This window comes from Rahnella perminowiae, assembly GCF_019049695.1.
Lineage (GTDB): Bacteria > Pseudomonadota > Gammaproteobacteria > Enterobacterales > Enterobacteriaceae > Rahnella > Rahnella perminowiae.
This window is the reverse complement of the sequence record NZ_JAFMOT010000179.1, coordinates 107,799-133,437: the sequence shown is the minus strand read 5'-3', so window position 1 is coordinate 133,437 and position 25,639 is coordinate 107,799. Positions and strand designations below refer to the sequence as shown.

Annotated in this window: 22 protein-coding genes, 1 other RNA gene and 1 pseudogene; 10 read left to right on the top strand and 14 right to left on the bottom strand. The window is 50.3% G+C overall.

The window, feature by feature from the left end; genetic code table 11:
* The first annotated feature begins 175 nt into the window (after nt 1-175).
* The 3 genes from J1781_RS15055 to J1781_RS15045 all read left to right on the top strand — a co-directional run bounded on the left by J1781_RS15055 (nt 176) and on the right by J1781_RS15045 (nt 1,378).
* Nucleotides 176-529: a hypothetical protein gene (locus tag J1781_RS15055; RefSeq protein WP_217233818.1), complete on the top strand. Its 354-nt coding sequence runs from the start codon at nt 176-178 to the stop codon at nt 527-529.
* A gap of 231 nt (nt 530-760) precedes the next feature.
* Nucleotides 761-1,129 carry an Hha toxicity modulator TomB gene (tomB, locus tag J1781_RS15050; protein WP_129952820.1) on the top strand — a complete coding sequence of 123 codons (369 nt, stop codon included), beginning with the start codon at nt 761-763 and terminating at the stop codon, nt 1,127-1,129.
* A gap of 45 nt (nt 1,130-1,174) precedes the next feature.
* Nucleotides 1,175-1,378 (top strand): hemolysin expression-modulating protein Hha, encoded by a 204-nt coding sequence (locus J1781_RS15045; protein ID WP_013576617.1) that lies wholly within the window; start codon nt 1,175-1,177, stop codon nt 1,376-1,378.
* A gap of 75 nt (nt 1,379-1,453) precedes the next feature.
* Here the strand turns inward: J1781_RS15045 and J1781_RS15040 are convergent, their stop codons facing one another.
* The gene (locus J1781_RS15040) at nt 1,454-2,410 is read right to left on the bottom strand and encodes a LysR family transcriptional regulator (protein WP_129992080.1); all 957 of its coding nucleotides are present in this window, start codon (nt 2,408-2,410) and stop codon (nt 1,454-1,456) included.
* A 139-nt stretch (nt 2,411-2,549) separates the two neighbouring features.
* Between J1781_RS15040 and J1781_RS15035 the strand changes: the two genes are divergently transcribed.
* Complete coding sequence (locus J1781_RS15035; protein ID WP_217233817.1) at nt 2,550-4,337, top strand: adenine deaminase; 1,788 nt, start codon at nt 2,550-2,552, stop codon at nt 4,335-4,337.
* Between the two features lie 74 nt (nt 4,338-4,411).
* Complete coding sequence (locus tag J1781_RS15030; protein WP_217233816.1) at nt 4,412-5,761, top strand: NCS2 family permease; 1,350 nt, start codon at nt 4,412-4,414, stop codon at nt 5,759-5,761.
* Nucleotides 5,762-5,888: 127 nt separating this feature from the next.
* On the opposite strand, the gene ffs is transcribed toward J1781_RS15030, so the two are convergent.
* Nucleotides 5,889-5,985: signal recognition particle sRNA small type (gene ffs / locus J1781_RS15025), an RNA gene on the bottom strand.
* 192 nt (nt 5,986-6,177) lie between these two features.
* On the opposite strand from ffs, the gene J1781_RS15020 reads away from it, so the two are divergent.
* Nucleotides 6,178-6,486 carry an MGMT family protein gene (locus J1781_RS15020; RefSeq protein WP_129952824.1) on the top strand — a complete coding sequence of 103 codons (309 nt, stop codon included), beginning with the start codon at nt 6,178-6,180 and terminating at the stop codon, nt 6,484-6,486.
* Between the two features lie 70 nt (nt 6,487-6,556).
* On the opposite strand, the gene J1781_RS15015 is transcribed toward J1781_RS15020, so the two are convergent.
* On the bottom strand, nt 6,557-7,138 hold the full coding sequence (locus J1781_RS15015) for a YbaY family lipoprotein (RefSeq protein WP_129952825.1): 582 nt from the start codon (nt 7,136-7,138) through the stop codon (nt 6,557-6,559).
* A gap of 269 nt (nt 7,139-7,407) precedes the next feature.
* Between J1781_RS15015 and tesB the strand changes: the two genes are divergently transcribed.
* Nucleotides 7,408-8,274, top strand: a complete 867-nt coding sequence (tesB, locus tag J1781_RS15010) for an acyl-CoA thioesterase II (RefSeq protein WP_129992082.1) — start codon at nt 7,408-7,410, stop codon at nt 8,272-8,274.
* Between the two features lie 151 nt (nt 8,275-8,425).
* Here the strand turns inward: tesB and amtB are convergent, their stop codons facing one another.
* The 5 genes and pseudogenes from amtB to J1781_RS14985 form a co-directional block, all read right to left on the bottom strand.
* The gene (gene amtB, locus J1781_RS15005; RefSeq protein ID WP_015698311.1) at nt 8,426-9,715 is read right to left on the bottom strand and encodes an ammonium transporter AmtB; all 1,290 of its coding nucleotides are present in this window, start codon (nt 9,713-9,715) and stop codon (nt 8,426-8,428) included.
* Nucleotides 9,716-9,800: 85 nt separating this feature from the next.
* Nucleotides 9,801-10,139, bottom strand: a complete 339-nt coding sequence (glnK, locus tag J1781_RS15000; protein ID WP_009639071.1) for a P-II family nitrogen regulator — start codon at nt 10,137-10,139, stop codon at nt 9,801-9,803.
* 342 nt (nt 10,140-10,481) lie between these two features.
* Nucleotides 10,482-12,311, bottom strand: coding sequence for a SmdB family multidrug efflux ABC transporter permease/ATP-binding protein (locus J1781_RS14995; RefSeq protein ID WP_238483555.1), 1,830 nt, complete (start codon nt 12,309-12,311; stop codon nt 10,482-10,484).
* On the bottom strand, nt 12,298-14,046 hold the full coding sequence (locus J1781_RS14990; protein ID WP_217233815.1) for a SmdA family multidrug ABC transporter permease/ATP-binding protein: 1,749 nt from the start codon (nt 14,044-14,046) through the stop codon (nt 12,298-12,300). Before J1781_RS14990 ends, J1781_RS14995 begins: the two co-directional genes overlap by 14 nt.
* Nucleotides 14,047-14,182: 136 nt before the next feature.
* Nucleotides 14,183-14,638, bottom strand: a pseudogene (locus J1781_RS14985) (Lrp/AsnC family transcriptional regulator).
* 120 nt (nt 14,639-14,758) lie between these two features.
* On the opposite strand from J1781_RS14985, the gene J1781_RS14980 reads away from it, so the two are divergent.
* Nucleotides 14,759-15,802 carry a PLP-dependent cysteine synthase family protein gene (locus tag J1781_RS14980; protein WP_217233814.1) on the top strand — a complete coding sequence of 348 codons (1,044 nt, stop codon included), beginning with the start codon at nt 14,759-14,761 and terminating at the stop codon, nt 15,800-15,802.
* Nucleotides 15,803-15,974: 172 nt separating this feature from the next.
* Here the strand turns inward: J1781_RS14980 and cof are convergent, their stop codons facing one another.
* On the bottom strand, nt 15,975-16,793 hold the full coding sequence (gene cof, locus J1781_RS14975; protein WP_217220239.1) for an HMP-PP phosphatase: 819 nt from the start codon (nt 16,791-16,793) through the stop codon (nt 15,975-15,977).
* A gap of 193 nt (nt 16,794-16,986) precedes the next feature.
* Between cof and J1781_RS14970 the strand changes: the two genes are divergently transcribed.
* Complete coding sequence (locus tag J1781_RS14970; protein WP_217233813.1) at nt 16,987-18,699, top strand: SgrR family transcriptional regulator; 1,713 nt, start codon at nt 16,987-16,989, stop codon at nt 18,697-18,699.
* 109 nt (nt 18,700-18,808) lie between these two features.
* A complete protein-coding gene (queC, locus tag J1781_RS14965; RefSeq protein ID WP_129952833.1) occupies nt 18,809-19,507 on the top strand; it encodes a 7-cyano-7-deazaguanine synthase QueC in 699 nt (232 codons plus the stop codon).
* 109 nt (nt 19,508-19,616) lie between these two features.
* Here the strand turns inward: queC and J1781_RS14960 are convergent, their stop codons facing one another.
* The 5 genes from J1781_RS14960 to lon all read right to left on the bottom strand — a co-directional run bounded on the left by J1781_RS14960 (nt 19,617) and on the right by lon (nt 25,546).
* Complete coding sequence (locus tag J1781_RS14960; protein ID WP_129952834.1) at nt 19,617-20,018, bottom strand: YbgC/FadM family acyl-CoA thioesterase; 402 nt, start codon at nt 20,016-20,018, stop codon at nt 19,617-19,619.
* A gap of 118 nt (nt 20,019-20,136) precedes the next feature.
* A complete protein-coding gene (locus J1781_RS14955; RefSeq protein WP_217233812.1) occupies nt 20,137-20,514 on the bottom strand; it encodes a ComEA family DNA-binding protein in 378 nt (125 codons plus the stop codon).
* A 139-nt stretch (nt 20,515-20,653) separates the two neighbouring features.
* Complete coding sequence (gene ppiD, locus J1781_RS14950; protein ID WP_217233811.1) at nt 20,654-22,534, bottom strand: peptidylprolyl isomerase; 1,881 nt, start codon at nt 22,532-22,534, stop codon at nt 20,654-20,656.
* Nucleotides 22,535-22,699: 165 nt separating this feature from the next.
* Complete coding sequence (gene hupB, locus J1781_RS14945) at nt 22,700-22,975, bottom strand: nucleoid-associated protein HU-beta (protein WP_013576637.1); 276 nt, start codon at nt 22,973-22,975, stop codon at nt 22,700-22,702.
* Nucleotides 22,976-23,191: 216 nt separating this feature from the next.
* The gene (gene lon, locus J1781_RS14940) at nt 23,192-25,546 is read right to left on the bottom strand and encodes an endopeptidase La (RefSeq protein ID WP_129952837.1); all 2,355 of its coding nucleotides are present in this window, start codon (nt 25,544-25,546) and stop codon (nt 23,192-23,194) included.
* Nucleotides 25,547-25,639: the final 93 nt, after the last annotated feature.

Here is a 25,639-nt window from a genome sequence, read left to right as displayed (position 1 = left end):
CGAAGGACGAGGCCCCCGAGTGTAAAAAAAAAGTAAAAAATGATGAGCGAGTTGCAATCCACTTTATAATCAGCAGGTTATGGAATTTTGCTTTAGAATTTTTTTTCTTCCCTCAAAACACATCCTGAGGAAAGTATGCGATAATGAAAAGGAATACGGTTAAGAGGTAAACGCCTTGAAGATACTAATCCCTTACCTTATTAAGGGGAACGTTCTGACGGTTGACGAGTTACAGCAGATTATTGAGCCTGCTTTATCTGAAATTGAAGAGCCTCTAATTGGAGATTTAACTTACTTTTCAGAAAATGCACGCTATGAAACAAATTCTTTGCAGATTGTGTCAATAATGGAAATTAGCAAAAACTATTATTCAATGACTTACCAGTTCAAATGGACGATTTTCAATGCTTGTCTGGACATTAATGCTGATGAGTTAACGAAGCAAAGCGTCGCATTCCAGGTTAAACCTGACGGACTGGAGTTTGATATTATTGATTGTTTCAAAGGCTCCGCTTCCGAAGAATTGTAAGTTTGAGTAATACGTTTGCACAGCTTTCTAAAAATGAATTATATTTAAAATACCGGCTATATAATAAAATCCTTTAAACCTCATCCCGAAGACAGCTCATTGTGATTGTCTTTGATGTTTAAGCCAGTTCATAGCGTTTTTAGTGAGAGCCGTTTCCTGTAAGCCATTAAGTTTTGTTGTTTACTCACAGAGTGTTATCAACACCGAATAAACCATTACGGAGGGGATGATATGGATGAGTACTCGCCTAAGCGGCACGATATCGCTCAGTTACGCTACCTGAATGAAATGCTGTACGATGAAGGGATTGCAACACTGGGTGACAGCCATCATGGCTGGGTTAATGATCCGACTTCGGCCGTTAACCTACAGCTCAATGAACTGATTGAGCACATTGCATCCTTTGTGATGAGTTTTAAAATTAAGTATCCGGCTGATAACCATTTAAGTGATCTGGTTGAAGAGTATCTGGATGATACCTACACCCTGTTCAGCAATTATGGAATTAACGATTCTGATTTGCGTCAATGGCAAAAGACCAAGAAGCGCTTATTCAGAATGTTCTCAGGGGACTACATCTGTACCCTAATGAAGACTTGAGTAATAATTTATATGCAGTCATCAGATAAAAATCAAAAGGCTAAGATGAACAAAATCGACTATTTGATGCGTTTAAGAAAATGCACCACAATCGATACACTCGAACGTGTTATTGAGAAAAATAAGTATGAACTTTCCGACGACGAACTGGAATTGTTTTACTCGGCAGCTGACCATCGTTTAGCGGAGCTAACGATGAACAAACTGTACGATAAAATTCCGGTATCAGTCTGGAAATTTGTACGCTGATCTATAACGCCAGGCCGTAATATCTTCCGGCCTGGCCGCTTAATATTTAACCAAAATAACGTTAATATTCTTTAACTATATCTGCGGGTTAAGGTGTTCCGCTTTCTCGTTGATCTGACGATGAAATGTCCGTAATAGAAACTGAAAACATTCTTCTGTTTTGGGTGAACGTAATGGTGCAGGTTTACGCATCATTGCCACCGTTCTGCTTAATGTGGGTTGCTGCAAGTGAATCACCGTTAATTCATTATCGTTGAGTGTTGCAGTATATAACTCTGGTAATATTGCTAATGCCAGACGCGAACGAACCAGCCCATATAATGTCTCCTGAAAATCCACGCGATAACTGACCCGTAAATTCAGACGATGGCTCTCACTCAGTGATGTCACCAGCCTGCTGACATTCCCCTTTGAAAACAATGCAATATCTCTTTTCAGCAGTTGCCGCCAGGGAATATTGTGGCCTTGAGAAAGCGGATCATCTCGTCTGATAACGGCCACAAAAGGATCTTCCAGCAATGGGTAGACTGCCAGGGATTCCGGCACGGTACTGTCGGTTGCACCGATACCAAAATCCACCGAGCCGTTCTCCAGTTCCAGCAATAGTGCGTCGTTTGTGAGGTCATGGAATTCAACACGCATATCAGGGAAATATTCTGCCAGTAATTGCGGAACGACCGGAAATAATAACGTGCTGACCGAAGGCACTAATCCTATGCGTAAAGTGCCATCCCCGCCCTGAAGCATAATTTGCTGCATATCGTCGAAAACGCTAAGTGCAGTATTCAATAAGCGTTCTGCATAAGGCAAAACGGCTTCCCCCTGCTCTGTCAGACTCACACCTTGTGCCGTCCGGTTAAGTAATTTCCCGCCTAATACGGATTCAATTTGACGAAGCGCGCTGCTCAGTGCGGGCTGACTTATCGCCAGACGATTTGCCGTATCGGTGAAACTGCGCAGTTGCGCCAGCGTCACAAAGTATTGAATTTGCTTGAGGGAAAGGGCCGGCAACCGGCGCCAGGGTTCAGACATAATGAGCAGCTCTTCCGCTAAAAATAGGAAACGTTTGCTCAGCATAACCGCATCTTATAAACGGATAAAATAATTCATCTGTGCAAAGCCCCTGCCGCTCCCTACATTAACTTCATCTTGTTTAAATCCGGAAACTGATATGACCGACAGCACCGCCTCCCGCCCTCTGCGACAGAGGGCAATAAACGCTGCACTGGGGAAGATCCCTTTTGACCGCCTGCTGATTAACGCCCAAGTCATCGACATGGTCACAGGAGAGATCCGCGAAGCCGATGTCGGTATCACCGGAAATATGATTGCCAGCGTCCATCCGCGGGGGAAATTCTCGCAGACTGAAAATGTCGATGATTTATCAGGAAATTATCTCTCCCCCGGCCTTATCGATACGCATGTTCACATCGAAAGCTCTCATTTACCACCGGAAAAGTATGCAGAAATCGTCGTTGCTCAGGGCACAACAACAGTGTTTTGGGATCCGCATGAACTGGCGAATGTACTGGGTGTTGCCGGTGTACAGTACGCCGTCCGGTCCAGCCGTAATCTGCCATTACGTGTGATATGTGCTGCGCCCTCCAGCGTGCCGTCAACGCCGGGCTTAGAGATGTCCGGTGCAGATTTCAGAGGCCAGGAAATGCAGACAATGCTTAGCTGGCCGGAAATTGCCGGTGTGGCCGAAGTGATGGATATGTATGGCGTGCTCAATGGCAGCGAGCGAATGCTGGAAATTCTTGAGGCGGGATTAAACAGTGGGAAACTCATTGAAGGACACGCCCGCGGCCTTAAAGACGAACAATTACAGGCGTATCTGGCTGCGGGTGTGACATCCGATCATGAACTGACTTCAGCTGAAGATGCGCTGGAAAAGCTGCGTGCTGGCCTGACGCTGCAAATTCGCGGCTCACATCCTTATCTTCTGCCCGATATCGCCGCAGCTTTGCTGGCACTTCCCCACCTTTCATCGCAGATAACACTGTGTACTGATGATGTTCCACCCGATCACTTGCTGGAAAAAGGCGGGCTGATTGCCTTAATCAGGCTTCTGATTTCACACGGGTTACGTGCGGAAGATGTACTGAGGATGGCAACATTCAATGCAGCGATCCGCATGCAACGTACAGATTTAGGCCTTATTGCCGCAGGGCGTACGGCAGATATTATCGCGTTTGATTCGCTGGATACTCTGCATCCGTGCGCGGTGTACGTTGCGGGTAGCTGCGTTGCCAGACAAGGCAAACTGTTATCTACCCCTTCGGCAGCCCGCGACGTGACACCTCCGCGCAATACTATGCGGCTAAGTGCCTTAAGCGCCGATGATTTCCAACTGAAAATTCCGGGTCTGAACAACGGTAAAGCGCGTCTGCGCAATATTAAAGGCGCGCGCTTTACACAATGGAGTGAAGTGACCGTGAATGTGAGGAACGGTGTCGTGCAGATACCCGACGATTTCAGCCTGATTTGGGTACAGCACCGGCATGGCCGCCACGAGGCCACACCGAAAATGGCATTACTCGAAGGCTGGGGAGCTTTGCGCGGCGCCATTGCAACTTCTTACTCGCATGACTCCCATAATCTGGTGGTTATCGGCCGGGATCCTGCTGATATGGTGGTAGCAGCCAATCAACTGATTGCCAGCGGAGGCGGTATGGCCCTCAGTCAGCATGGGAAATTACTGGCAAGCATCGATATGCCGATTGGCGGCATGCTGTCTGATTTACCGGCTCCAGAATTAGCGAAGCAGTTTAAAAACCTGCGCGACCTCAGCGCACAGGTCGCCGACTGGGAACCCCCTTATCGCGTTTTCAAAGCTATCGAAGGGACATGTCTCGCCTGTAATGCCGGCCCGCATCTGACCGATTTAGGACTTACAGATGGCGGATTACGTGAAATCGTCGATCCGGTTCTGGAAATCTGGCCAGAAGAAATCTGAAGCAGAAAACCACTACACGTCAAAAAGACAGCAAACACAATAATATAAATAATTGTTTTCAGGGGTATTTAAGCATGTCCGAAAGTTCTGTGAAAAATGTTACCGTCTCAGTTGACGAAAGCTGGTTACAACGCCGTTTCCATCTGCGTCAGCGCGGGACCAAAATTAAAACGGAATGTCTGGCAGGTATCACCGGTTTCCTGGCGGCAGCGTATTTACTGGTGGTGATCCCAGGCTTACTGGCGGTCAGCGGTATGGATAAAGGTGCAGCCACCACCGGTGTGATCCTGGTGTTTGTGCTGGGTTCTCTGCTGATGGCCTTTTACGCCAACCTGCCTTTTATGGTCGGGCCAGGCATTGGCGGCTCGGTACTGGTCGGTATTACGCTGGCGGGCGACGGCATTACCTGGCCCGTCGCACTGGGTATTGCATGCTGGTCGGGGGTTTTATTTTTCGTGATGACAGTGTTTGGTTTGCGTGAAGTGGTCACCCGTTCTGTTCCGCAGTCGATCAAACTTGGACTGACCGCTTCTATTGGCATTTTTGTCGCCCTGCTCGGCTTCCGCAATGCCGGACTGGTCATGGCAAATGCCAAAACGCATGCACTGGCTTTAGGAGATTTTACCGCGCCGGGTGCCTTAATCGCGCTTCTTGGTCTGCTGGTCGCCGTGGGCTTACAGGCCCGAAAAGTACCCGGTGCTATTTTGTGGGCCATTTTGCTGGCGACGGTGGCTGGCATACCGTTTGGTGTAACACATTTACCTGAACAATGGATCTCTGTACCACATTCTGTGGCTCCGCTGCTGGGCAAAGTCGATCTTACCGGTGCCATCAACATCGCCTTCCTGCCATTCCTGTTTATCTTTTTCGCCTCAGAATTCTTCTCGACAATGGGCACCACACTGGCTGTTGGCGGTGAAGCCGGGTTGCTCGATGAGCGCGGCAATATGAAACATATCAACCGGCCTTTCATGGTGGATTCCATTGCGGCGGCGCTGGGCCCGATCGTCGGTATTCCTGCCGCCACCGCACTGATCGAGTCCTCTGCAGCGGCTGAAGCAGGCGGAAAAACTGGCCTGACCGCGCTGGCTGCAGCCATGATGTTTCTGCTGATGCTGTTATTTACCCCCATTGCGCTGATGATCCCGAAAGAGGCGACCGCTCCGGCGCTGATTCTGATTGGCCTGAACATGTTCAGTAATTTACGAAAAGTGGACTTAGCGAATTTTACCGACGCGCTGCCAGTACTGATGATGGTGATGATTACGCTGATTTCCAACAGCTTCGGTACAGGTATCGCCGGCGGATTGCTGTTTTACGTCAGCATTAAGGTCGTTGCCGGCAAGGCACGTGAGGTACCGATGAGCCTTTATATTCTGGCGATCCCGCTGGTCTATTATTTTGCGACGCTGGTACATCACTGACCCTAATGAAACAAACAGAGGGTGCGTGAAAACGTGCCCTTTTTTACGGGCGCAGCCTGGCTTTACGGATGTTTAAGAAGAAATGAGGAAGATAAGAAGAATCGGTAGACACCTGAAATGGTGGAGGCCCTGCCAGCTACATCCCGGCACACACGACACCTGCCATGGCTGCTTCCTTCCGGACCTGACCAAGTTGACAAGTTAGCGTTGCGGGAGAACCAACAGGGCCCCCATTGACGTTGTCGGCTTCATTTCTCTGCTAAGAGAATTGAAGCGACGGGCATTATCTGCGATGCCCGAAGCAAAAGCAAGTTAACCGCCGACAACCGTTGTTTTCTTAAACGATATGCCTAAATCAGAGCCAACAATGCCTTAATTTTTGCGTCATACTGGCGCAAATCACCGAGGAGGATGTCATGTCGGAACCCGATAACTTTCGCCAGCGCGTATTTCAGATTATCGCCGCCATTCCGGTCGGGCAAGTTACAACTTACGGTAACGTCGCACAACTGGCCGGTTCACCGCGTGCAGCGCGGCAGGTCGGCGGCGTACTCAAGAAGCTGCCGGAAGGCAGCACCCTTCCCTGGCATCGGGTGATTAACCGGCACGGCGAAATATCCCTGCAGGGCGAAGACTTTAAGCGTCAGCGTCAGGCACTGCTGGCAGAAGGCATTACCTTTAAGCAAGGCAAAGTGGATTTAGAGAAATATGGCTGGAAATGGTGATGTTGCGTTCACTAAACCATCTTACAGATAAGCACCGCCGGAGCGGTGCTTAGCCATCACAAGTCATGAATCAATAAGTCATGGGTTGCGCGGGTGCCGAACTTACCGGTGCGGGTGATGTGCCCAGCCCCGGATTTGACGGGTTGCTCATTGGCCCCAAAGTGCTCGGTTTAGTCGCGACAGGTACGGCGACAACAGGGACAAGTTGCAGATCAGCACGTGTACCCTGACCATGGTTAATCACTTCTTTAATGGAATCAGTGATGAAGGTCATCTGACCATTGATGGTTACCGCTGCACTCAGAAGAATACGGGCGTCAGGAGCAATTTCCTGCGGGTTATATGGCAGGATGAAGGTAAACGGAGCCTGTTTCCCTTGCGTTCTTGCTACTTTTTGCGAAATCACCCGGGATGGCGCATCCGCCACCGAAGCATCAGACAATGTCACCGTCAGGACAGCATCCGGTGGCAAAGCAACACGCTGATTGATGAACACACTACCCGATACATTCGGGCCGGTGATCGCAGGTTGAGTGACCGGACTGGCCGCCGTATTCACAGGAGGTTGCTGCGCTGGTGCCTCATGATGCTGTGCACATCCGGCAAGAGTCAGAGACAGCGCGGTTCCACCTACTATCTGCCAAAGTTTCATTGATCGTACTCCCTTTTTATAGTCGCTTGTCGACAAGCCGTAATAAGCGCCGACGATGAATGTAGTGACTTTAACCAGCTTACCTATTAATCATGGCACAAGAATCTGAGGTTTTCCTGTTAACGGCCAAACAGATCTTCTGGCAAAACGGAAGATCCACTATGATTAACAGGTTAGACCTGTCGGTGAAGGCGTATTTCAGAAGATTCCTGCCTGCATTACCCCGAACAACTGAGGTCGATTTCTCTGGTTACTTTCATGAGGCCACTATGAGTCAGGCATTAAAAAATCTGCTGGATCTGCTCGATCTGGAAAAAATTGAAGAAGGGTTGTTCCGTGGCCAAAGTGAAGATTTAGGCTTACGTCAGGTCTTTGGCGGTCAGGTGGTCGGACAGGCATTGTATGCCGCCAAGCAGACTGTCCCGGCGGAGCGGGGTATCCATTCTTTCCACAGCTATTTTTTGCGCCCAGGCGACAGCAGTAAGCCCATCATCTATGACGTGGAAATCCTGCGCGATGGCAACAGCTTCAGTGCACGCCGTGTAAAAGCCGTACAGCATGGAAAACCGATTTTCTATATGACAGCGTCGTTTCAGAGCCAGGAAAGTGGCTTTGAGCATCAGAACGCCATGCCGGATGTACCACCACCGGAAACGCTGGTATCAGAATCCGATATTGCTAAAAATCTGGCGCATCTGATACCGGAAAAATTCCGCGAAAAATTTATCGGCCATAAGCCTATTGAAATGCGTCCGGTGAAGTTTCATAACCCGCTGAAAGGAAGCGTCGAAGAACCTAACCGTGCCGTGTGGTTCCGGGCAAACGGTGAGATGCCAGATGATTTGCGAATTCATCAGTATTTGCTGGGCTATGCATCTGACTTCAATTTCCTGCCTACGGCGCTGCAACCTCATGGCATTGGCTTCCTTGAACCGGGAATGCAGGTCGCGACCATCGACCATTCGATGTGGTTCCACCGTCCGTTCCGCATGGATGACTGGTTGCTGTATGCCGTTGAAAGTACTTCTGCTTCCGGTGCGCGCGGTTTTGTGCGTGGGCAGTTTTATACCCGCGATGGCGTTCTGGTCGCCTCTACGGTCCAGGAAGGCGTTATTCGTCAGCGAAAGCCTGAATAATCTTTATTAAAAAACGTCCTGTGAAAATGGCGCATTAAAAAGGGGCGATATCACTATCGCCCCTTTTGCATATCATCATTATTTTATTGTTCTGTACTGCTTAATGAGAGAGTTAGCGCACTACTTTCTCTGAAATCAGATTACTACTGGCTTATTGGTTGTAAGCATTTTCACCGTGGCTGTTAACATCCAGACCTTCACGTTCCTGCTCTTCAGGAACACGCAGACCTACAATCATATCAGCCACTTTGTAACCGATGAAGGCCACAACACCGGACCACACCAAGGTCACGCATACGCTGAAGAACTGCACCCACACCTGATGGCCCATGGTCACGCCTTCTGCATAACCTACGCCGCCCAGGGAACTGGAAGTGAACACGCCAGTCAGCAGGCAACCTACGATACCGCACACGCCGTGAACACCGAATACGTCACAGGTGTCATCAACACGCAGCCATTTTTTCAGGGTAACCACACCCCACAGGCCAGTGATACCACCGACCAGACCGATGATCAAAGCACCGCCAACGCCCACCGTACCACATGCCGGCGTGATAGCGACCAGACCCGCGATAGCACCAGAACTTGCGCCCAGCAGTGAAGGCTTACCACGTACCATCCACTCAACCAGCGTCCAGGACAGGATTGCGCCAGCGGTAGCAATTACCGTGTTCAGGAAAGCCAATGCGGCAACAGAGCTTGCGGCACTTGCTGAACCCGCGTTGAAGCCAAACCAGCCCACGTAGAGGATTGAGGCACCCGTGAAGACCATTGGCAGGTTGTGTGGTTTGAAAGCTTCCTTACCAAAACCGGCACGTTTACCGAGCAGATACGCTCCCACCAGGCCTGCAATTGCGGCGTTAATGTGGACAACAGTACCACCGGCAAAGTCCAGCGCACCATCAGCAGCCAGGAAACCACCTGCCCACACCATATGAGCCATCGGGATGTAAGAGAAAGTCAGCCAGATCACCGTGAAAATCAGAACCGCTGAAAAACGTACACGCTCAGCGATACCGCCCACGATCAGCGCCACCGTGATACAGGCAAATGAGCACTGGAATGCAACATGAATCATCTGCGAGAAGGTGCCTGTCACAGAATCCAGTCCAATGCCTTTCATCATGACGTTGCTGAAACCCCCGAAGAACGCATTACCTTCGCTGAAAGCAAGGCTGTAGCCGTAGAGGATCCACAGAACGCAGACCAGAGCAAAGGTGACAATAACCTGAGTCAGCATGGACAAAACGTTTTTCGAACGCAGTAAGCCGCCGTAGAACAACGCTACGCCAGGTACGGTCATGAACAATACCAGCGCAGTACAAATCATCATAAAGGCATTATCAGCGCCGTTTGCCGCTGCTGGTGCTGCCGCCATGGCCAGCGAAGGCAGCAAAGCCACTGCACCAAGCCCCATCATGGATAAAAGTTTTTTCATTATTAACCCACCCCTGTTTCTCAAAACTGTTTTTTCTCATCTGATTTATCTCAAACCGATTGGTGTGAGAGAAAAGAACCTGAAATCACAGTGCTGCTTCGTCGGTTTCACCGGTACGAATACGGATAACACGTTGCAACTCAGCAACGAAAATTTTGCCATCACCGATCTTGCCGGTGTAGGCCGCTTTGCTGATCACGTCGATCACTTCATCAAGCTGATCGTCAGCGATAGCAATGTCGATTTTTACTTTTGGTAGGAAGTTCACGCTGTATTCCGCGCCACGGTAAAGTTCTGCATGACCTTTCTGACGGCCAAAACCTTTAACTTCCGTTACGGTCAGCCCCTGAATTCCAACAGCAGACAGCGCTTCACGCACGTCTTCCAGCTTAAAAGGTTTGATCACCACAGTAACCAGCTTCATTGTGCCACTCCTCGAATTAAGGGCCTGCCGTGAGAGGACTCACGCCCGATACGGATTGAATAAAGCAAAGGGTGTGCCAGAGTTGAAATTGGTCACAGATTCATGCAATTCCCACGTAATACGGCATTTTCAGAATAATCGTGACCCTGCGCACAGTTGCCAAATCCTATTCAGCACAGCAGCGCTCGCACCATTTAAGTGCTCATCGCTGCTTTTTAGTGCATCCGGATTGATAAAAAGGTTTTGCCTGCATGAATACAGTGCGGGGAAAGCTAAAAACGGGAAAAGAAAACCGGGGAAAAAAGATAGCCGGTACCGCGGAGAGACGGCACCGGGATAAGATTATGCGTTTTCTGTTGCAGGTGTAATCTGTCCGGCAGAAGCCAATTGCTGCCCGGCAAGTTGCAACTGATACATCTGATAATACCGGCCTTTTTCTGCCAGCAGCTGCAAGTGATTACCCTGCTCAACGGCTTGTCCGCGGTGCAATACCAAAATATTATCGGCATCTACGATCGTTGAAAGCCGGTGTGCAATAACCACAAGTGTAGTCTGCTGACGGATAGCCCGTAATGCGCGCTGAATTGCCTGCTCTGTGCCGGAGTCAATATTGGCCGTTGCCTCGTCAAGGATCAGAATTTCCGGTGCCTGCACCAAAACGCGCGCCATCGCCAATAATTGCTTCTGCCCGACAGAAAGATTATTGCCCTGTTCTCCCAGACGCGTATTGATACCTTCGGGCATTTCGCGCACCAGCGGTGAGAGCTGGACAATGTCCAGCGCATGCCAAACCTGTGCTTCATCAATATCACGGCCTAACGTGACATTGGCAAATACGGACTCTGCCAGAACGACCGGATCCTGTTGCACCATCGCAATACCTTTACGCAGGCTGGTATGCGATAAATCGGCGAGGTTACGCCCGTCAACCCGGATCTCACCTTTGTTTAGCGGATAATAGCCCATCAGCAGATTTGCCAGCGTGCTTTTACCGCTGCCGGTATGCCCGACCAACGCGACAAATCCGCGTGAAGGGACGTGCAAAGAAATGTTTTCCAGCACCCATTTATCCGGCAGATAAGCAAAGCTGACGTCTTTGATATCAATCTCACCGCTGGTCAGCAATTTATCATCGGGTCCATACTGCTGCTGCGTCCTGTCCATCAAATCAAAGATACGCTCACCGGCAACCACTGCCTGCTGCATAATCGATTGCTGTGAGGTCAGTTCAATCAGAGGCTCGTTGAGCCGTCCGAGATAATTAATGAAGGCGTATAAAACACCAACGCCCACAGAGCCCTCTGCGCTGAATCCAAAGAGAATGAGCAGACCACATAAAATTAACGAGGAGAATAAACTGAGCAAAGGACGCAACAGGAATCCTTCCAACCGCAGCGTTTGCATACGGGCCATATAGTGCGACTGACTGGCGCGGGCAAGCCGTTCCCCAAATCTTTTCTGCTGGCGGAACTGCTGAATGACATTCATACCGTTGATGACTTCATTGAAACCATCATTAATATCCGCCAGGTAAGCACGTACTTTGCGCACCACCGGCGTACTGTAAATCTGGTACAACCCCATCACAACAAACACGGCCGGGAAGATACAAATCGCCACCGATGCCAGACGCCAGTCGAGACTGAACATCGCCACCAGCATTGCCCCAATCAGGGCAATACTGCGCAAGACTGTCGATACCACAGTCACATACAAATCACGGATAACTTCCGTGTCGTTTGTCACGCGGGAAATCAGCTGACCTACAGGTTGAGTATCGAATGCACTCAGCGGCTGCCGTAGTGCAGCATCCATAACTTCGGTGCGCAGGCGCTGAACGACACCCACCGCAGCACGGTTGAACAACAGTGCCTGAAAATAATGCAGGCTTGCCGCCAGGAATTGCAGGAAAAGAAAGCTTAACGCGAGCAAACTAACCTTCCCCCACGGCATCTCACCTTTAGCCACGTAATGATCAATAAAGAAGCTGATTAAGATAGGGCCGGTCACTTCCGCTGCAGCGGCAATCCATAGCATCAGCACCGCATAAGACAGCGGTGTAGTGTAGGGTTTTCCGTATTTTAACAGGCGCTTTAGCGTTGGCCAAAGCTTCTGAATTTTAATTATTTTTTGTTCAGCCACGGCGTTCCGGCTCCTTTTACTGCGGCACATCATCCAGCGCGGCTTCTAATTGCTGATAACGGAACATATCGCGGTACCAGCCGGGTTCTGCAGCAAGCTGATCATGATTGCCACGCTGTGAAATACTCCCCTGACTGAACACCAAAATTTCACTGGCTTCGGTCAGTGCTGAAAGTCGATGAGCACTGATGATCACCGTACGGTCACTGCCCCACTGGCGAAGATTGTGCAGGATCTGGTGTTCTGTCCGGCCATCAACGGCGGATAAAGCATCATCAAGGATCAGAATTTCAGCTTTGAGGAGCAATGCACGTGCAATCGAAATACGCTGCTTCTGACCACCGGAAAGCATGACGCCACGCTCGCCGACTTCAGTATCATATCCCTGAGGCAATCGCAGAATATCGTCATGGACGCTGGCGAGACGCGCGGCTTCTTCAATCTCTTCCTGCGTGGCATCAGGTCTTCCGAGCGCGATATTCTGCGCGACAGTGTCTGAAAACAGGAAAGGCGTTTGGCTGACAACAGCCAGACGGGCACGCCAGTCATCAAGCTGAATTTCTTTAAGGGATAATCCGTGATAACGCACATCCCCGTCAGTGACATCGAACTGGCGCTGAAGGAGTGCCAACAGCGTGCTTTTACCGGAACCTGTCGGACCGCATAGCCCCAGCATTTGCCCAGGTTGCAGGGAAAAATTGACCGACGTTAACGCAGCGTGGCTATTTTCCGGATAATGGAAATCAGTGATGCGTGCTTCCAGCACCGCACGCTCTGCCGGTAGGGGGATGATGCCATCCACAACAGAGGGGGCTTCCTGCAACAGGCTACGAATACGACTGTAGGCCGCACTGCCACGTTCGACGATGTTAAACATCCAGGCGAGCGCAAGCATCGGCCAGATCATCAGGCCAAGGTACATGACAAAGCTGGTGAGTTCACCCAGCGTCAGGTGACCATTAACGACCATCCAGCTACCGCCGCCGATGGCCAGCAGATTCGCCATGCCGATAGAAACATAAATGGTCGGATCAAAGCGGGCATCAACGCGCGCGACACGCATATTTTTTGCACCGGTATCCGCAGCCACGTCAGCAAACTGCGATGACTGATGATTCTCCAGGCCAAAAGCTTTGATCATGCGGATACTGGTCAGGCTTTCCTGCGCCTGATCGTTAAGCGAGGAAAACGCAGCTTGTGCAGTCTTGAAGCGGGAATGAAGTTGGTCGCCATAGCGCTTGATGATGATGGCCATTACCGGCATCGGCACCAGCGAGAGTAATGTCAGTTCCCAGCTGATCTGGGTTGCCATAACGATAAGTACCGCCAACCCCATGACCAGAGAATCCACCAGCGTCAGTACGCCCTCCCCCGCAGCGAACACCACACGGTCGACGTCATTCGTAGCACGTGCAATTAAATCACCCGTGCGATGGCGCAGATAAAAAGCGGGATGCTGGCGACTCAGCTGGCGAAAAAAGTCCTGCCGCAGTTCAACTGCAAGCTGATAAGACGCGCCAAAGAGCAGCACACGCCAGACATAACGCAGCAGGTAGACCACAACAGCCGTACCCAGCATCAGGCCAAGCCACGCAAAAAGCATGCTGTAAGACATTTGTTTTGACGTAACACCATCGATAATGACCCCCACCAGTTTTGGCGGCAGTAATTGCAGAACGGCGATAATGACCAGTAAGGCGACGGCTCCCAGATACCGGCGCCATTCACGCCGGAAGTACCAGCCCAGTTGTGCAAACAATCTCACGCAGCATTTTCCATACAAATAATAATGATTTTATTGAGTTAAACCGGCAGCCGAACTCCCCGTTTCCTCTTCAGGCCGACAAGGATACCAGAGTTAACAAGTGTTTCTGATGAAACTTTTTACTGCAACTTTTGCATTAAATCGGCAATGCAGTGGTCGATTTTATGCGCTCCATCGCAAAACTTGAGGTCACATCGTTCAGTCCTGGAATGCCATTCACAAGTCGCTTGTAAAAGTTATCGTAGCTTTTCATATCGGAGACCTGAACCTGCAGCAGGTAATCGTATTCGCCCGCCATCCGGTAAAAACCCAGCACCTCCGGAAACGCTTCGACTTGCTGAACAAATCGCTGTTACCACTCGCTGTTGTGATGCTGCGTCTTAATCAGCACAAATGCCGTCAGGCTCAGCCCCAGTTTCTCACCATCGAGCAACGCCACTTTCCCGCAAATAATCCCTTCATCTTCAAGACGCTTTATTCTTTTCCAGCAAGGGGTGGTCGTGAGATTGACGGCCTCCGCCAGTGTGTTGAGAGAAAGGGTGCAATCCTTCTGTAGCAACGATAAAAGTGCGCGGTCAGTTTTATCTATCATCTCGCTCTCCCGGAGAAATATTTTCTCTCAATAAGGGTATTCATGGCAAAAAGAGTAACTTATTTCTCTAATGATTACGTTATTCTTTATCTTATCAAAACTTACTTACGAGCCTGCAACATGCGTAATCCCTGGGTCAATCACGCCATCAGAGAAATCGACGCCGATTATCAGCGTTCAGCCGACACACATTTAATCCGTCTCGCACTGAATGATTTTCCCGGAATTTCGTTGTATCTGAAGGATGAAAGCACGCACCCTTCCGGCAGCCTGAAGCACCGTCTGGCTCGCTCATTATTTTTATATGGCCTGTGTAATGGCTGGATCCGCGAGAATACACCGATTATTGAAGCATCTTCGGGCAGTACCGCTATCTCCGAAGCCTATTTCGCGCGTCTTCTGGGCCTGCCCTTTATTGCCGTGATGCCCGCCTGTACCGCCCCGCGCAAAATTCAACAAATTGAGTTTTATGGCGGCCGCTGTCATTTTGTCGAAAACTCCGGTCAGATTTATGCTGCCTCGGAGCAGCTCGCGAAAGAACTGAACGGCCATTACATGGATCAGTTTACCTACGCGGAGCGGGCCACTGACTGGCGCGGCAACAATAATATTGCAGACAGTATTTTTCGTCAGATGTCCTGCGAACCACATCCGGTGCCGCGTTATCTGGTAATGAGCGCCGGCACCGGCGGAACGTCCGCAACACTTGGCCGCTACATCCGTTATCGGGGGCACGATACCGAACTGGTGGTGGTGGATCCGGAAAACTCTGTCTTTTACGATTATTTTCAGCAACGTGACGCCAGCGTTAATGCACAATGCAGCAGTCGCATTGAAGGTATCGGGCGCCCGCGTGCCGAACCCTCATTTATTCCTGACGTCATTGACAGCATGATGCGAGTGCCTGATGCCGCAAGCATTGCTGCCGTCCGCTGGCTTGAGCAGGTACTGGGGAGAAAAGTCGGCGGCTCGACAGGCACCAATATGTGGGGAGTATTGCAACTGGCAAAACACATGCGAGAGAAAGGCGAAACCGGTTCGATCGTTACCCTGCTTTGCGACAGCGGCGAACGTTATCTTAATACCTATTTTGATAATCACTGGGTAGAGAATAATATCGGTGACATTTCGGTTTATGCGGCACAACTGGAAGGACTTAACTAATATTTATCAAAAATAATTCGCGTTGCAGGCAGGCGGAAAATGTGTGAATCCCAATGAACATACATCAGTAAGTGATTCGGGTGAGCAAACGCAGCCAACGCCTCTGCAGCTTGAAGTATGACGGAAAAAAGCCGGGACAGTTAAAGTGAACCCGGCTTGCTGCAATACCTTATTATTCGGGGGAATAGGTGAGGTGTGGAGTCTGCAGCCAGTGTTGCAAAAAGTGAGACACAGCCTGATTACGGCAATGTCCGATAATTTGTAAATGAGAGGCTCGTTCCTTCAGCACAGGCAAGGCGTTACCCATGATCAGCCCCATCCCGACACTTTCCAGCATTTCCTTGTCGTTCATGGCATCGCCGAATGCCATGCATTCTGACATATCGATACCCAGACCAGCAGTAAGAAGCGCCAGAGCGCTGCCTTTATTGCTCCCGGCTGGCTGCACATCCAGACAGTCTGCCGCTGAAAAACACAGGTCAAGGCGCGGGCCGAAATGCGCTTCAAGTTGCGGTACCAGCGCCAGCAGGGTTTCGTGCGGTGCGCAGAAACAAACTTTGCTGTTGCCGGAGTCAGGTAATAAACGCAGATCCTGTAACTGGTAGCGAAAGCCGCTGAACTGATGCGGGATCAGTAAATCCGGATCATCCAGAGCAGTAAACCAACCGTCATCACGGAATACATGCAAGCTGGCAGGCGTGTCCCATTGCGTATGTAAAAGCTCATGCGCACAATCTTCGGACAAGTCATTGGCATGCAGCCGGTGCCCGGATAAGTCATGAATGCGCGTGCCGTTTCCGGTGATCAGAAAACCTTCAAGCCCGATATTCGCCAGAATATCTTTCATTTCGAGATAATGACGGCCAGTCGCAAACGTCAGTTTTATTGGCTTTTCGGCCAGCTGTCGTAGCGTCGCCAGCGTTTTTTCGCCCAGCGTGTGATCAGGTAAAAGCAGTGTGCCATCCATATCAAATGCAGCTAAACGGAACATATTTTCTCTCAGAAAGGGAATGATTTTCACCGTCAAAGTATGGACTGCGATTTGCGGAACTAATAGTGAACAGTTTGTGAATACTGTTCCGGTTTTAGTTCACACTTTGGCTCTTCACTGCAAGCCAGGGCATCATAGGTGCGATAGGCTGAACAGATTATTTAATCTGAAAAAATAAGGCTTCCTGTTTATCGTGCGCCTGCAAAACCGGCTAAATCAGTTCCAGCGTTTATACCTGAAGACCGGACAACATCCGGTTCAGTTTACCGTGGCAGAACTGGCAGAGGTATTCTGCTGCAGTGAACGGCATACCCGTACACTGTTGGCACATTTTCAGGATGCGGGCTGGATTGACTGGCAATCGCAAGCCGGCCGCGGGAAACGCGCCTCGCTCTGTTGCCTGAGAACACCTGAAGATCTGCGGGGAGCCTATCTGCAGGCACTGCTGAAAAATGGCGAACATTCGACCGCATTGCAACTTAGTCAGTTGGATCCGAGCCATCTCAATGCATTGCTCGCACCGCATTTGGGCGGACAATGGCAGGAGGATGCGCCCACACTGCGCATTCCTTACTATCGCCCTCTCCAGCCGCTGGATCCATTGACACTGACCGGTCGCGCTGAGCAGCATCTTGCCCATACTATTCATGCAGGGCTGACGCGTTTTATTCCCGGAAATTCAACCCCTCAGCCCGATCTTGCTCATCACTGGCAAATCAGTAATAACGGCAAAACCTGGCAGTTTTTCCTGCGCAGCCAGTTGTTCTGGCATAACGGTGAACCCCTTAAAACGGCGCAATTGATGGCGCGTTTTGAACAACTGAGAAATTCGCCGCGCGGTAAACATAATCTGGCATCCGTGAGCAAATTGTCACAGCCGCACGCACTGTGCCTGCAGTTTGAACTCGATAAACCTGATTACTGGCTGGCGCACCGGTTTGCCGACCTGAACTGCTTGTTATCGCATCCTGATAACCCGCATATCGGTGCAGGCCCTTTTCGCCTGACTACCTTTTCGCCCGAACTTCTCAGGCTGGAACAACATACGTTGTACGCCTTGCAGCACCCTTATCTGGCAGCTATCGAATTTTGGATCACGCCGCAACTGTTTGCGCAGAAGAGCAACGTCAGTTGCCAGCATCCTGTGCGGATCATTTTGGGGGAACAGGATGAATTATCGCGTGTGAAACCCGTCAGACGCAGTACCAGCCTGGGATTTTGCTACATCGCTGCCAATCTTAAACGTGGCGTGTTAAATGAGGCTCAGGCACGTAAAATCGTCCGTATTATTCAGCGCAGCGGCATGCTGGATAATTTACCTATCGATCATGATCTGGTGAAAGCCAGCAAGGAAATGTTGCCTGGCTGGCCAATACCTTTGCACGATGATGCGGATGTTCCGCTGCCTGCAAAACTGACATTACTGTTTCACCCGCCGGTTGAATTCGAGCTGGTGGCGAAGGCGCTCCGGAAAAAGCTGGCGGAAGAAGGTTGTGCACTGGAGATTAAGTATCATGCCGGGCGACTATGGGAAGATGATGCACGGCTGGACTCGGCTGACCTGCTTCTCGGTGATCGCCTGATTGGCGAATCCCCTGATGCCTCACTGGAAAACTGGTTACAGCAAGATCCGCTCTGGCCGGGAATTCTGCGTGAAGAAGATTATGGCCGCCAGCAACAACGCCTTAGCGCTATCCAGCAAATTCCGCTGGAAAATCATCGCTCGGACGAACTGCGCGATCATTTTTTTCAGTGGATGCAATCAGCCATCGTCACGCCATTGTTTAACTATCAGTATCAGGTCAGCGCACCACCGCGCATCAGCGGAGTGCAACTCACCGCATGGGGCTGGTTCGATTTTTGTCAGGCATGGGTTCCGCCGCCACTGCCAACGGAAAGTACCTGAAGGAGCTGTTTCACTACACTCTGAAGGGAAAGGAAAGTAACATTAGGGCAATTTTACTGCCCGGTGCGCAGTAGGTTTTAGATAATGGTTTTAACAACAGGTAATCTTAATGAAAAGAGCAGTGGTGGTTTTTAGCGGCGGACAAGATTCAACAACCTGCCTGATTCAGGCTCTGCAGCAATATGACGAAGTCCACTGCGTTACTTTCGATTATGGTCAGCGTCATCGTGCAGAAATTGAGATCGCACAAAAACTGTCTGTGGAACTGGGCGCTCGTGCCCACAAACTGCTGGATGTCGGTTTGTTAAACGAACTGGCTGTCAGCAGCCTGACCCGCGATAATATTCCGGTGCCAAACTTTAATGATGAAAGTAACGGCGGCCTGCCGAGTACATTCGTTCCCGGCCGGAACATCCTATTTCTGACACTGGCAGCCATTTATGCCTATCAGATCCAGGCAGAAGCGGTGATCACCGGTGTGTGTGAAACTGACTTCTCCGGTTATCCTGATTGTCGCGATGAATTTGTTAAGGCGCTGAATGCCGCCGTCTCACTGGGTCTGGCACGCGATGTTCGCTTCGAGACTCCGTTAATGTGGCTTAATAAAGCCGAAACCTGGGCACTGGCTGATTATTATCAGCAACTGGATCTGGTTCGCCATAAAACGTTAACCTGCTACAACGGCATTGCCGGTGATGGCTGCGGTGAGTGTGCAGCATGCCATTTGCGCGCCAATGGCTTGCAACAGTACATGCAGGATCAAGCGGGCGTGATGAGTAACATGAAGAATAAAACCGGGCTGCGCTAGTATTAGGGTTGTGGTGTTGCAGTGACTGACTTTCGGTAACGGGCGGCTTACAAACCGCCCGTCTGTTTGTTCTTTCCGCGCGGCAGTTATTATGTATAAAGCGAAAAGGTTAATCGTTTTCCAGTTCCAGTTCACGTAACCGTTCGAGCAATTCCCCTTCCAGCGGCAGCGCTTTTTGCGTGCGCAAATCGATACATACGAACGTCAGCGTCGCATCCGCAACCACTTCACCTTCACAGGTAACAACCTGCTCGAGAACACCGCTGCGTCCGTTCAGTTGCTGCAAGCTGCTGTCTATACGCAGAACGTCGCCCAGTACGGCCGGTTTTCGGTAGTTGATGTTGATATTCACCACAATGAAAGCAATCTTGTTTTGGCTCATCCACTGGAAACCCGACTGATTGTCGAGCCACTCCCAGCGCGCCGTTTCAAGAAACTCCAGATAACGCGCATTATTTACGTGTTGATAAACATCAATGTGAAAACCGCGAACTTTAATGAACGTATGCATAATCGTTAAAAAACTCCTGATAGTCGTCTGAGGTATACGACCAAACTGGTCAGATGTCTTTAGAGATTAGCAGAAGAAAACGGCGGCAACCGTTAAGGGATCACCGCCGCGACATCCGTCACAATTTCAGACGGTCCCTGTTACGCTCAAACAATGCGGCGCCGATCCCCGGCACCTCACGCAGTTGTTCAATATCCGTAAATTTCCCCAGCTCTTCGCGGTAACTGACAATGGCTTGCGCCTTTTTCATACCGACGCCGTTCATCACGCTGGCAAATTCTTCCGCCGTCGCTGTGTTGATGCTTACGGTACCTTCATCGGTGACGGCTACTTGCTCCTTTTTCACTTGCGGGCCAGTGTTTTTGCTGGCTGCCGTCGCCGGTGCCGTGGTCGCCACGCTACTGGTCGCATTGGGAGCGGCTTGCAACATTACAGGCAGTGTAGAAAGCCCCAGCGCCAGCGCTAACGAAAGTGAGGTAATGCCTAATTTTTTCATGCTGTATCCTCCATGTGTTTGACAGCATGGAGAGAGTGCATCAGGCAAAGAAAGCGGACAATGGGCAACTTTCAAATGTGGAAAAGGCCGCGGAAGCGGCCTTTTGTTTGTTGCAACGCGTTGCAAAACTTTGCGGCGTTTACTGGTTTTGTGCAGCAGAACCGTATTTAATTTTCGCTTCCTGGCGCAGGTTGGTCAGTAGCGCATCAAAAGTCACATTCGAGGAGGTCTGTTGCATTTCCTGATTAAAACGTACTGCATCGGCGTCAGGAAGGGTGCCTGGCGTCACCGCATTCAGTTTGACCAGTACGCTGTTGCCTTTATCGTCCTGAGTCAGGCCATAAACCGGCTTGTCTTTCTGAGGATGAGGCAGCGCGTAGACGTTTTCTTCGAATGCGGAAGGTTGCTGGCTGCGTTGTACTTTCTGGACTGCGCCAAATGTCAGGCCAGCAGCTTTCATGGCATCATCGCCTTTGCCATCTTTCAACGCGGTCAGTAATTTCTCGCCTTCCATCCGCGCCTGATCCTGTGCTTTCTGCCGCTTCACCAGCGTCGTCACCTGATCTTTCACGTCAGCGAAAGGTTTGACCCCTTCAGCTTTATGCGCATCCACGCGAACCACAAAGGCCCGGTCACCATCAACGGTAATAATGTCTGAGTTACTGCCCGGAGAACCGTCCTGACCAATCAGGCCACCGTCGAAAATCGCCTGTACGACAGGTTTAAAATTAATACCTGCCGGGATTTTATTTTGGGTGAACCAGTCAGTATGAACCGCTTTCGTACCGGCAACTTCTTCAGCTGAGGCCAGAGATTCGTTGTCATTGGTTGCCGCTTCGCTGACTTTCTGTTGCAGCGCGTAGTAAGCATCCAGTGATTTCTCTTGTTTAAGCTTGTCTGCAATCGTGTTGCGAACGTCAGCTAACGGTTTGACCTGCTCAGGCGTCACATCATCAAGGCGCAGAATGAAGAAGCCGCTGTCAGATTTAATCACACCAGAGACCTGACCTTTCGTAGTCAGATTGGCATTTTTAAATTCGGGTAACGTGGTTTCAGGTTCCATCCAGCCCAGATCTCCCCCCTGTTTGGCACTCAGGGTGTCGGTCGATTTAGACTTAGCCAGCGCCGCGAAATCGGTGCCTTTTTTCAGCTCGGCGGCCACAGCATCAGCATCAGCCTGAGATTTCAGGACAATAACGCTGTAGCGACGTCGTTCAGGCTGACCAAATTCGCTTTTATGCTGGTCGTAATAAGCGCTGATATCCGCATCCGACACATCTGTTTTCCCCTGCATGGCCGCTGCATCCATTTCGATGTAGCTGACTTTCACCTGTTCAGGCGAGAGGAAGTTGTTCTTGTTCTGATCGTAGAATGCCTGCAATTCAGCATCAGTGACCTGCTGTTTAGCTGCCAGTGCATCGGTATCCACTGTGGCAGTCTGCACATCACGGCTCTGAAGAATCAGCTCACCCAATGATTTGCTTTCCACAGGCAGAACGAAATCGGACCGGCCATAGGCCTGTTCCAGCTGCTGACTGATGAGTTGTTGTTTCATCAGCTGCGCAAAATTATCGGCGGTGTATCCCATACCCTGGATGCTTTGCAGATATTTAGCGTTGTCGAAACGCCCGTCAGTCTGGAATTGCGGGGTGGCAATAATCGCGTCTTTGATCTGCTGATCGCTGACGGTAATGCCTAATTTTTTGGAATACTGATCCAGCAAAGTGACATCAATCAGATTGCTCAGGGATTCCTGGCGTAATTGCTGCATATAACCGTCGCTGCCCGCAAGCGCAGAGAATTGATCTCCAAGCTGCTGTTGCAAACGGCTACGCTGGTTTTGAACTGCCTGTTCCAGCTGAGCACGTCCTATTTCCTGACCATTCACTTTCGCTGCATAGTCGCCTGAACCGCCGATCAGGTAGTTGCCCACCCCTGTCAAAATAAAGGACAGAATAATCAGGGCCAGAATGATTTTGAGCACGACGTGATTGGCGGCCGCGCGTAAATTGTCCATCATAGTGTGGCAACACTCCGCTGTAATAAAAAAAGCGCACCGTTTTCGATGCGCCTTATATCTTACCTTACCAGCCCGATGACGTCAGGTTATTGTTTAACAACCAGACCTGAATGAAAAAGCATCAGTGATGCGCTTCACACAGTTTCGACGTCAGTCTGCGGGTAATTAACCGTTAACGGCATCTTTCAGCGCTTTACCTGCACGGAAGCCAGGCACTTTAGCCGCTGCAATGCTGATTTCTTTACCGGTCTGTGGGTTACGACCAGTACGTGCTGAACGTTCGCGCACAGAGAAAGTCCCAAAACCAACCAGAGCTACTTCATCCCCAGCTTTCAGGGTGTCAGTGACAGATGCAAGAACAGCATCTAAAACACGTCCCGCTGCGGCTTTAGAAATATCAGCGCCTGCAGCAATTTTGTCGATCAATTGTGACTTATTCACTCTTATCATCCCCTCTTAAAATTCGTTCATCACGGCGCATTTTCCCTACGGACGTGACCGCGCTGCTGTTATATCAATCTTGTCAGAGCGATGCAAGCGACTGAAAGCAGCCTGAAACTCTATGACCGTTGACTAAGTTAACGGCACAAAAAAAAGCTGGCAAGTGAGATTTCACCTGCCAGCCTCAGTTTTATTCAACTGTGTAAGCTGAAGTCACTATTTTGCTGCCACCGGCAATGCGCCGTAGGCCGGATTTTGCAGTGCAATGTTCAGAACATCATCAATGCGTTTTACCGGGTGGATCTCAAGATCTGCCAGCACGTTTGCCGGAATTTCTTCCAGATCACGTTTATTGTCGTCCGGGATCAGAACCACTTTAATGCCGCCACGATGGGCTGCCAGCAGTTTTTCTTTCAGACCACCAATTGGCAGAACCAGACCACGCAGCGTGATTTCACCGGTCATCGCAACATCTGCACGAACGGGGTTGCCTGTCAGACAAGACACCAGCGCGGTACACATAGCAATACCCGCACTCGGACCGTCTTTTGGCGTTGCCCCTTCTGGTACGTGAACGTGAATATCACGTTTTTCGTAGAAGTCAGGGTTAATACCCAGTTTGTCTGCACGTGAACGGACAACCGTCAGCGCGGCCTGAATAGATTCCTGCATGACTTCCCCCAGAGAACCGGTATAAGTCAGCTTACCTTTGCCCGGTACGCAGGCCGTTTCGATGGTCAGCAGTTCGCCACCCACTTCGGTCCACGCCAGACCTGTAACCTGACCTACACGGTTTTCGGTATCAGCACGGCCATAATCGACCTTCTGCACACCCAGGAAATCTTTCAGGTTGTCGCCGTTGATTTCAATATGCTTGGTGTCTTTATCCATCAGCAATTGCTTAACCGCTTTACGGCACAGTTTCGACAACTCACGTTCCAGACTACGTACACCCGCTTCACGGGTATAGAAACGGATAATACCGATGATTGCGCTGTCATCCACAGTCAGTTCGTTCTGCTTAAGCGCATTGCGTTCAAGCTGCTTCGGTAACAGATGCTGTTTGGCGATGTTCAATTTTTCGTCTTCGGTATAACCGGAAAGACGAATCACTTCCATACGGTCCAGCAGCGGAGCCGGGATATTCATGGAGTTAGAGGTCGCCACAAACATCACATCTGACAGGTCATAATCGACTTCCAGATAGTGATCGTTGAACGCCACGTTTTGTTCCGGATCCAAGACTTCCAGCAAGGCAGAGGCCGGATCGCCACGCATATCTGATGACATCTTGTCGATCTCATCAAGCAGGAACAGCGGGTTTTTAACCCCTACTTTAGCCATTTTTTGGATCAGTTTGCCCGGCATGGAACCGATATAGGTACGACGGTGACCGCGGATTTCCGCTTCATCACGTACGCCACCCAGCGCCATTCGCACATACTGACGGCCAGTCGCGCGTGCGATTGACTGACCCAGTGAGGTTTTACCCACGCCCGGAGGCCCCACCAGACAGAGGATAGGCCCTTTAATTTTGCTGACACGACTCTGCACAGCGAGATATTCCAGAATGCGGTCTTTGACACGCTCCAGACCATAATGGTCGGTATCCAGAACTTCCTGTGCTTTGCGCAAGTCCTTTTTAACTTTGCTGCGGGCATTCCATGGCACCTGAAGCATCCAGTCGATATAACCACGGACAACCGTGGCCTCGGCGGACATCGGCGACATCATTTTCAGTTTTTGCAGCTCAGCTTCGGTTTTTTCACGCGCATCTTTCGGCATTTTGGCCGCTTCGATTTTGCGTTTCAGCGCTTCGTGTTCGTCAGGTGTGTCATCCATTTCACCGAGTTCTTTCTGAATCGCTTTCATTTGCTCGTTCAGATAGTACTCACGCTGACTTTTTTCCATCTGTTTTTTGACACGATTGCGAATGCGTTTCTCAACCTGCAACAGGTCAATTTCCGATTCCATCATCGCCATCAGATATTCCAGACGCTCGGTGATATCAAACATTTCCAAGACAGATTGTTTGTCAGCGAGTTTCAGTGGCATATGTGCAGCGATGGTATCAGCCAGACGTGCAGCGTCTTCAATGCTGTTGAGCGAAGTCAGCACTTCCGGCGGGATCTTTTTGTTCAGCTTGATGTAACCTTCAAACTGATTAATCGCAGTACGCACCAGAACTTCCTGCTCGCGTTCATCCACAGCCGGAGATTCCAGGTATTCCGCCTGGGCAGCAAAATGCTCGCCACTGTCAGAAAGTGTCGTAATACGCGCGCGTTGTAACCCTTCCACCAGCACTTTGACCGTGCCGTCCGGGAGCTTCAGCATTTGTAATATTGAGGCAACCGTACCCACGGAGAAGAGATCGTTAACGCCCGGCTCATCTGTTGAGGCTTCTTTCTGGGCCACCAGCATGATTTTTTTGTCGTGATCCATCGCGGCTTCGAGGCATCGTATCGATTTTTCCCTGCCAACAAACAACGGGATCACCATGTGCGGATAAACCACCACATCGCGCAGAGGCAATACGGGGATTTCTATGCGTTCAGAACGCTCAGGGTTCATAGAGCTCTCTCTTAGTTTAGCTTCCGCCAGGTTAAGGAAATCTCGTGAAACACGAGTCAGACGGGTTTCAGCAAGTCGTTAACTGAGTATATG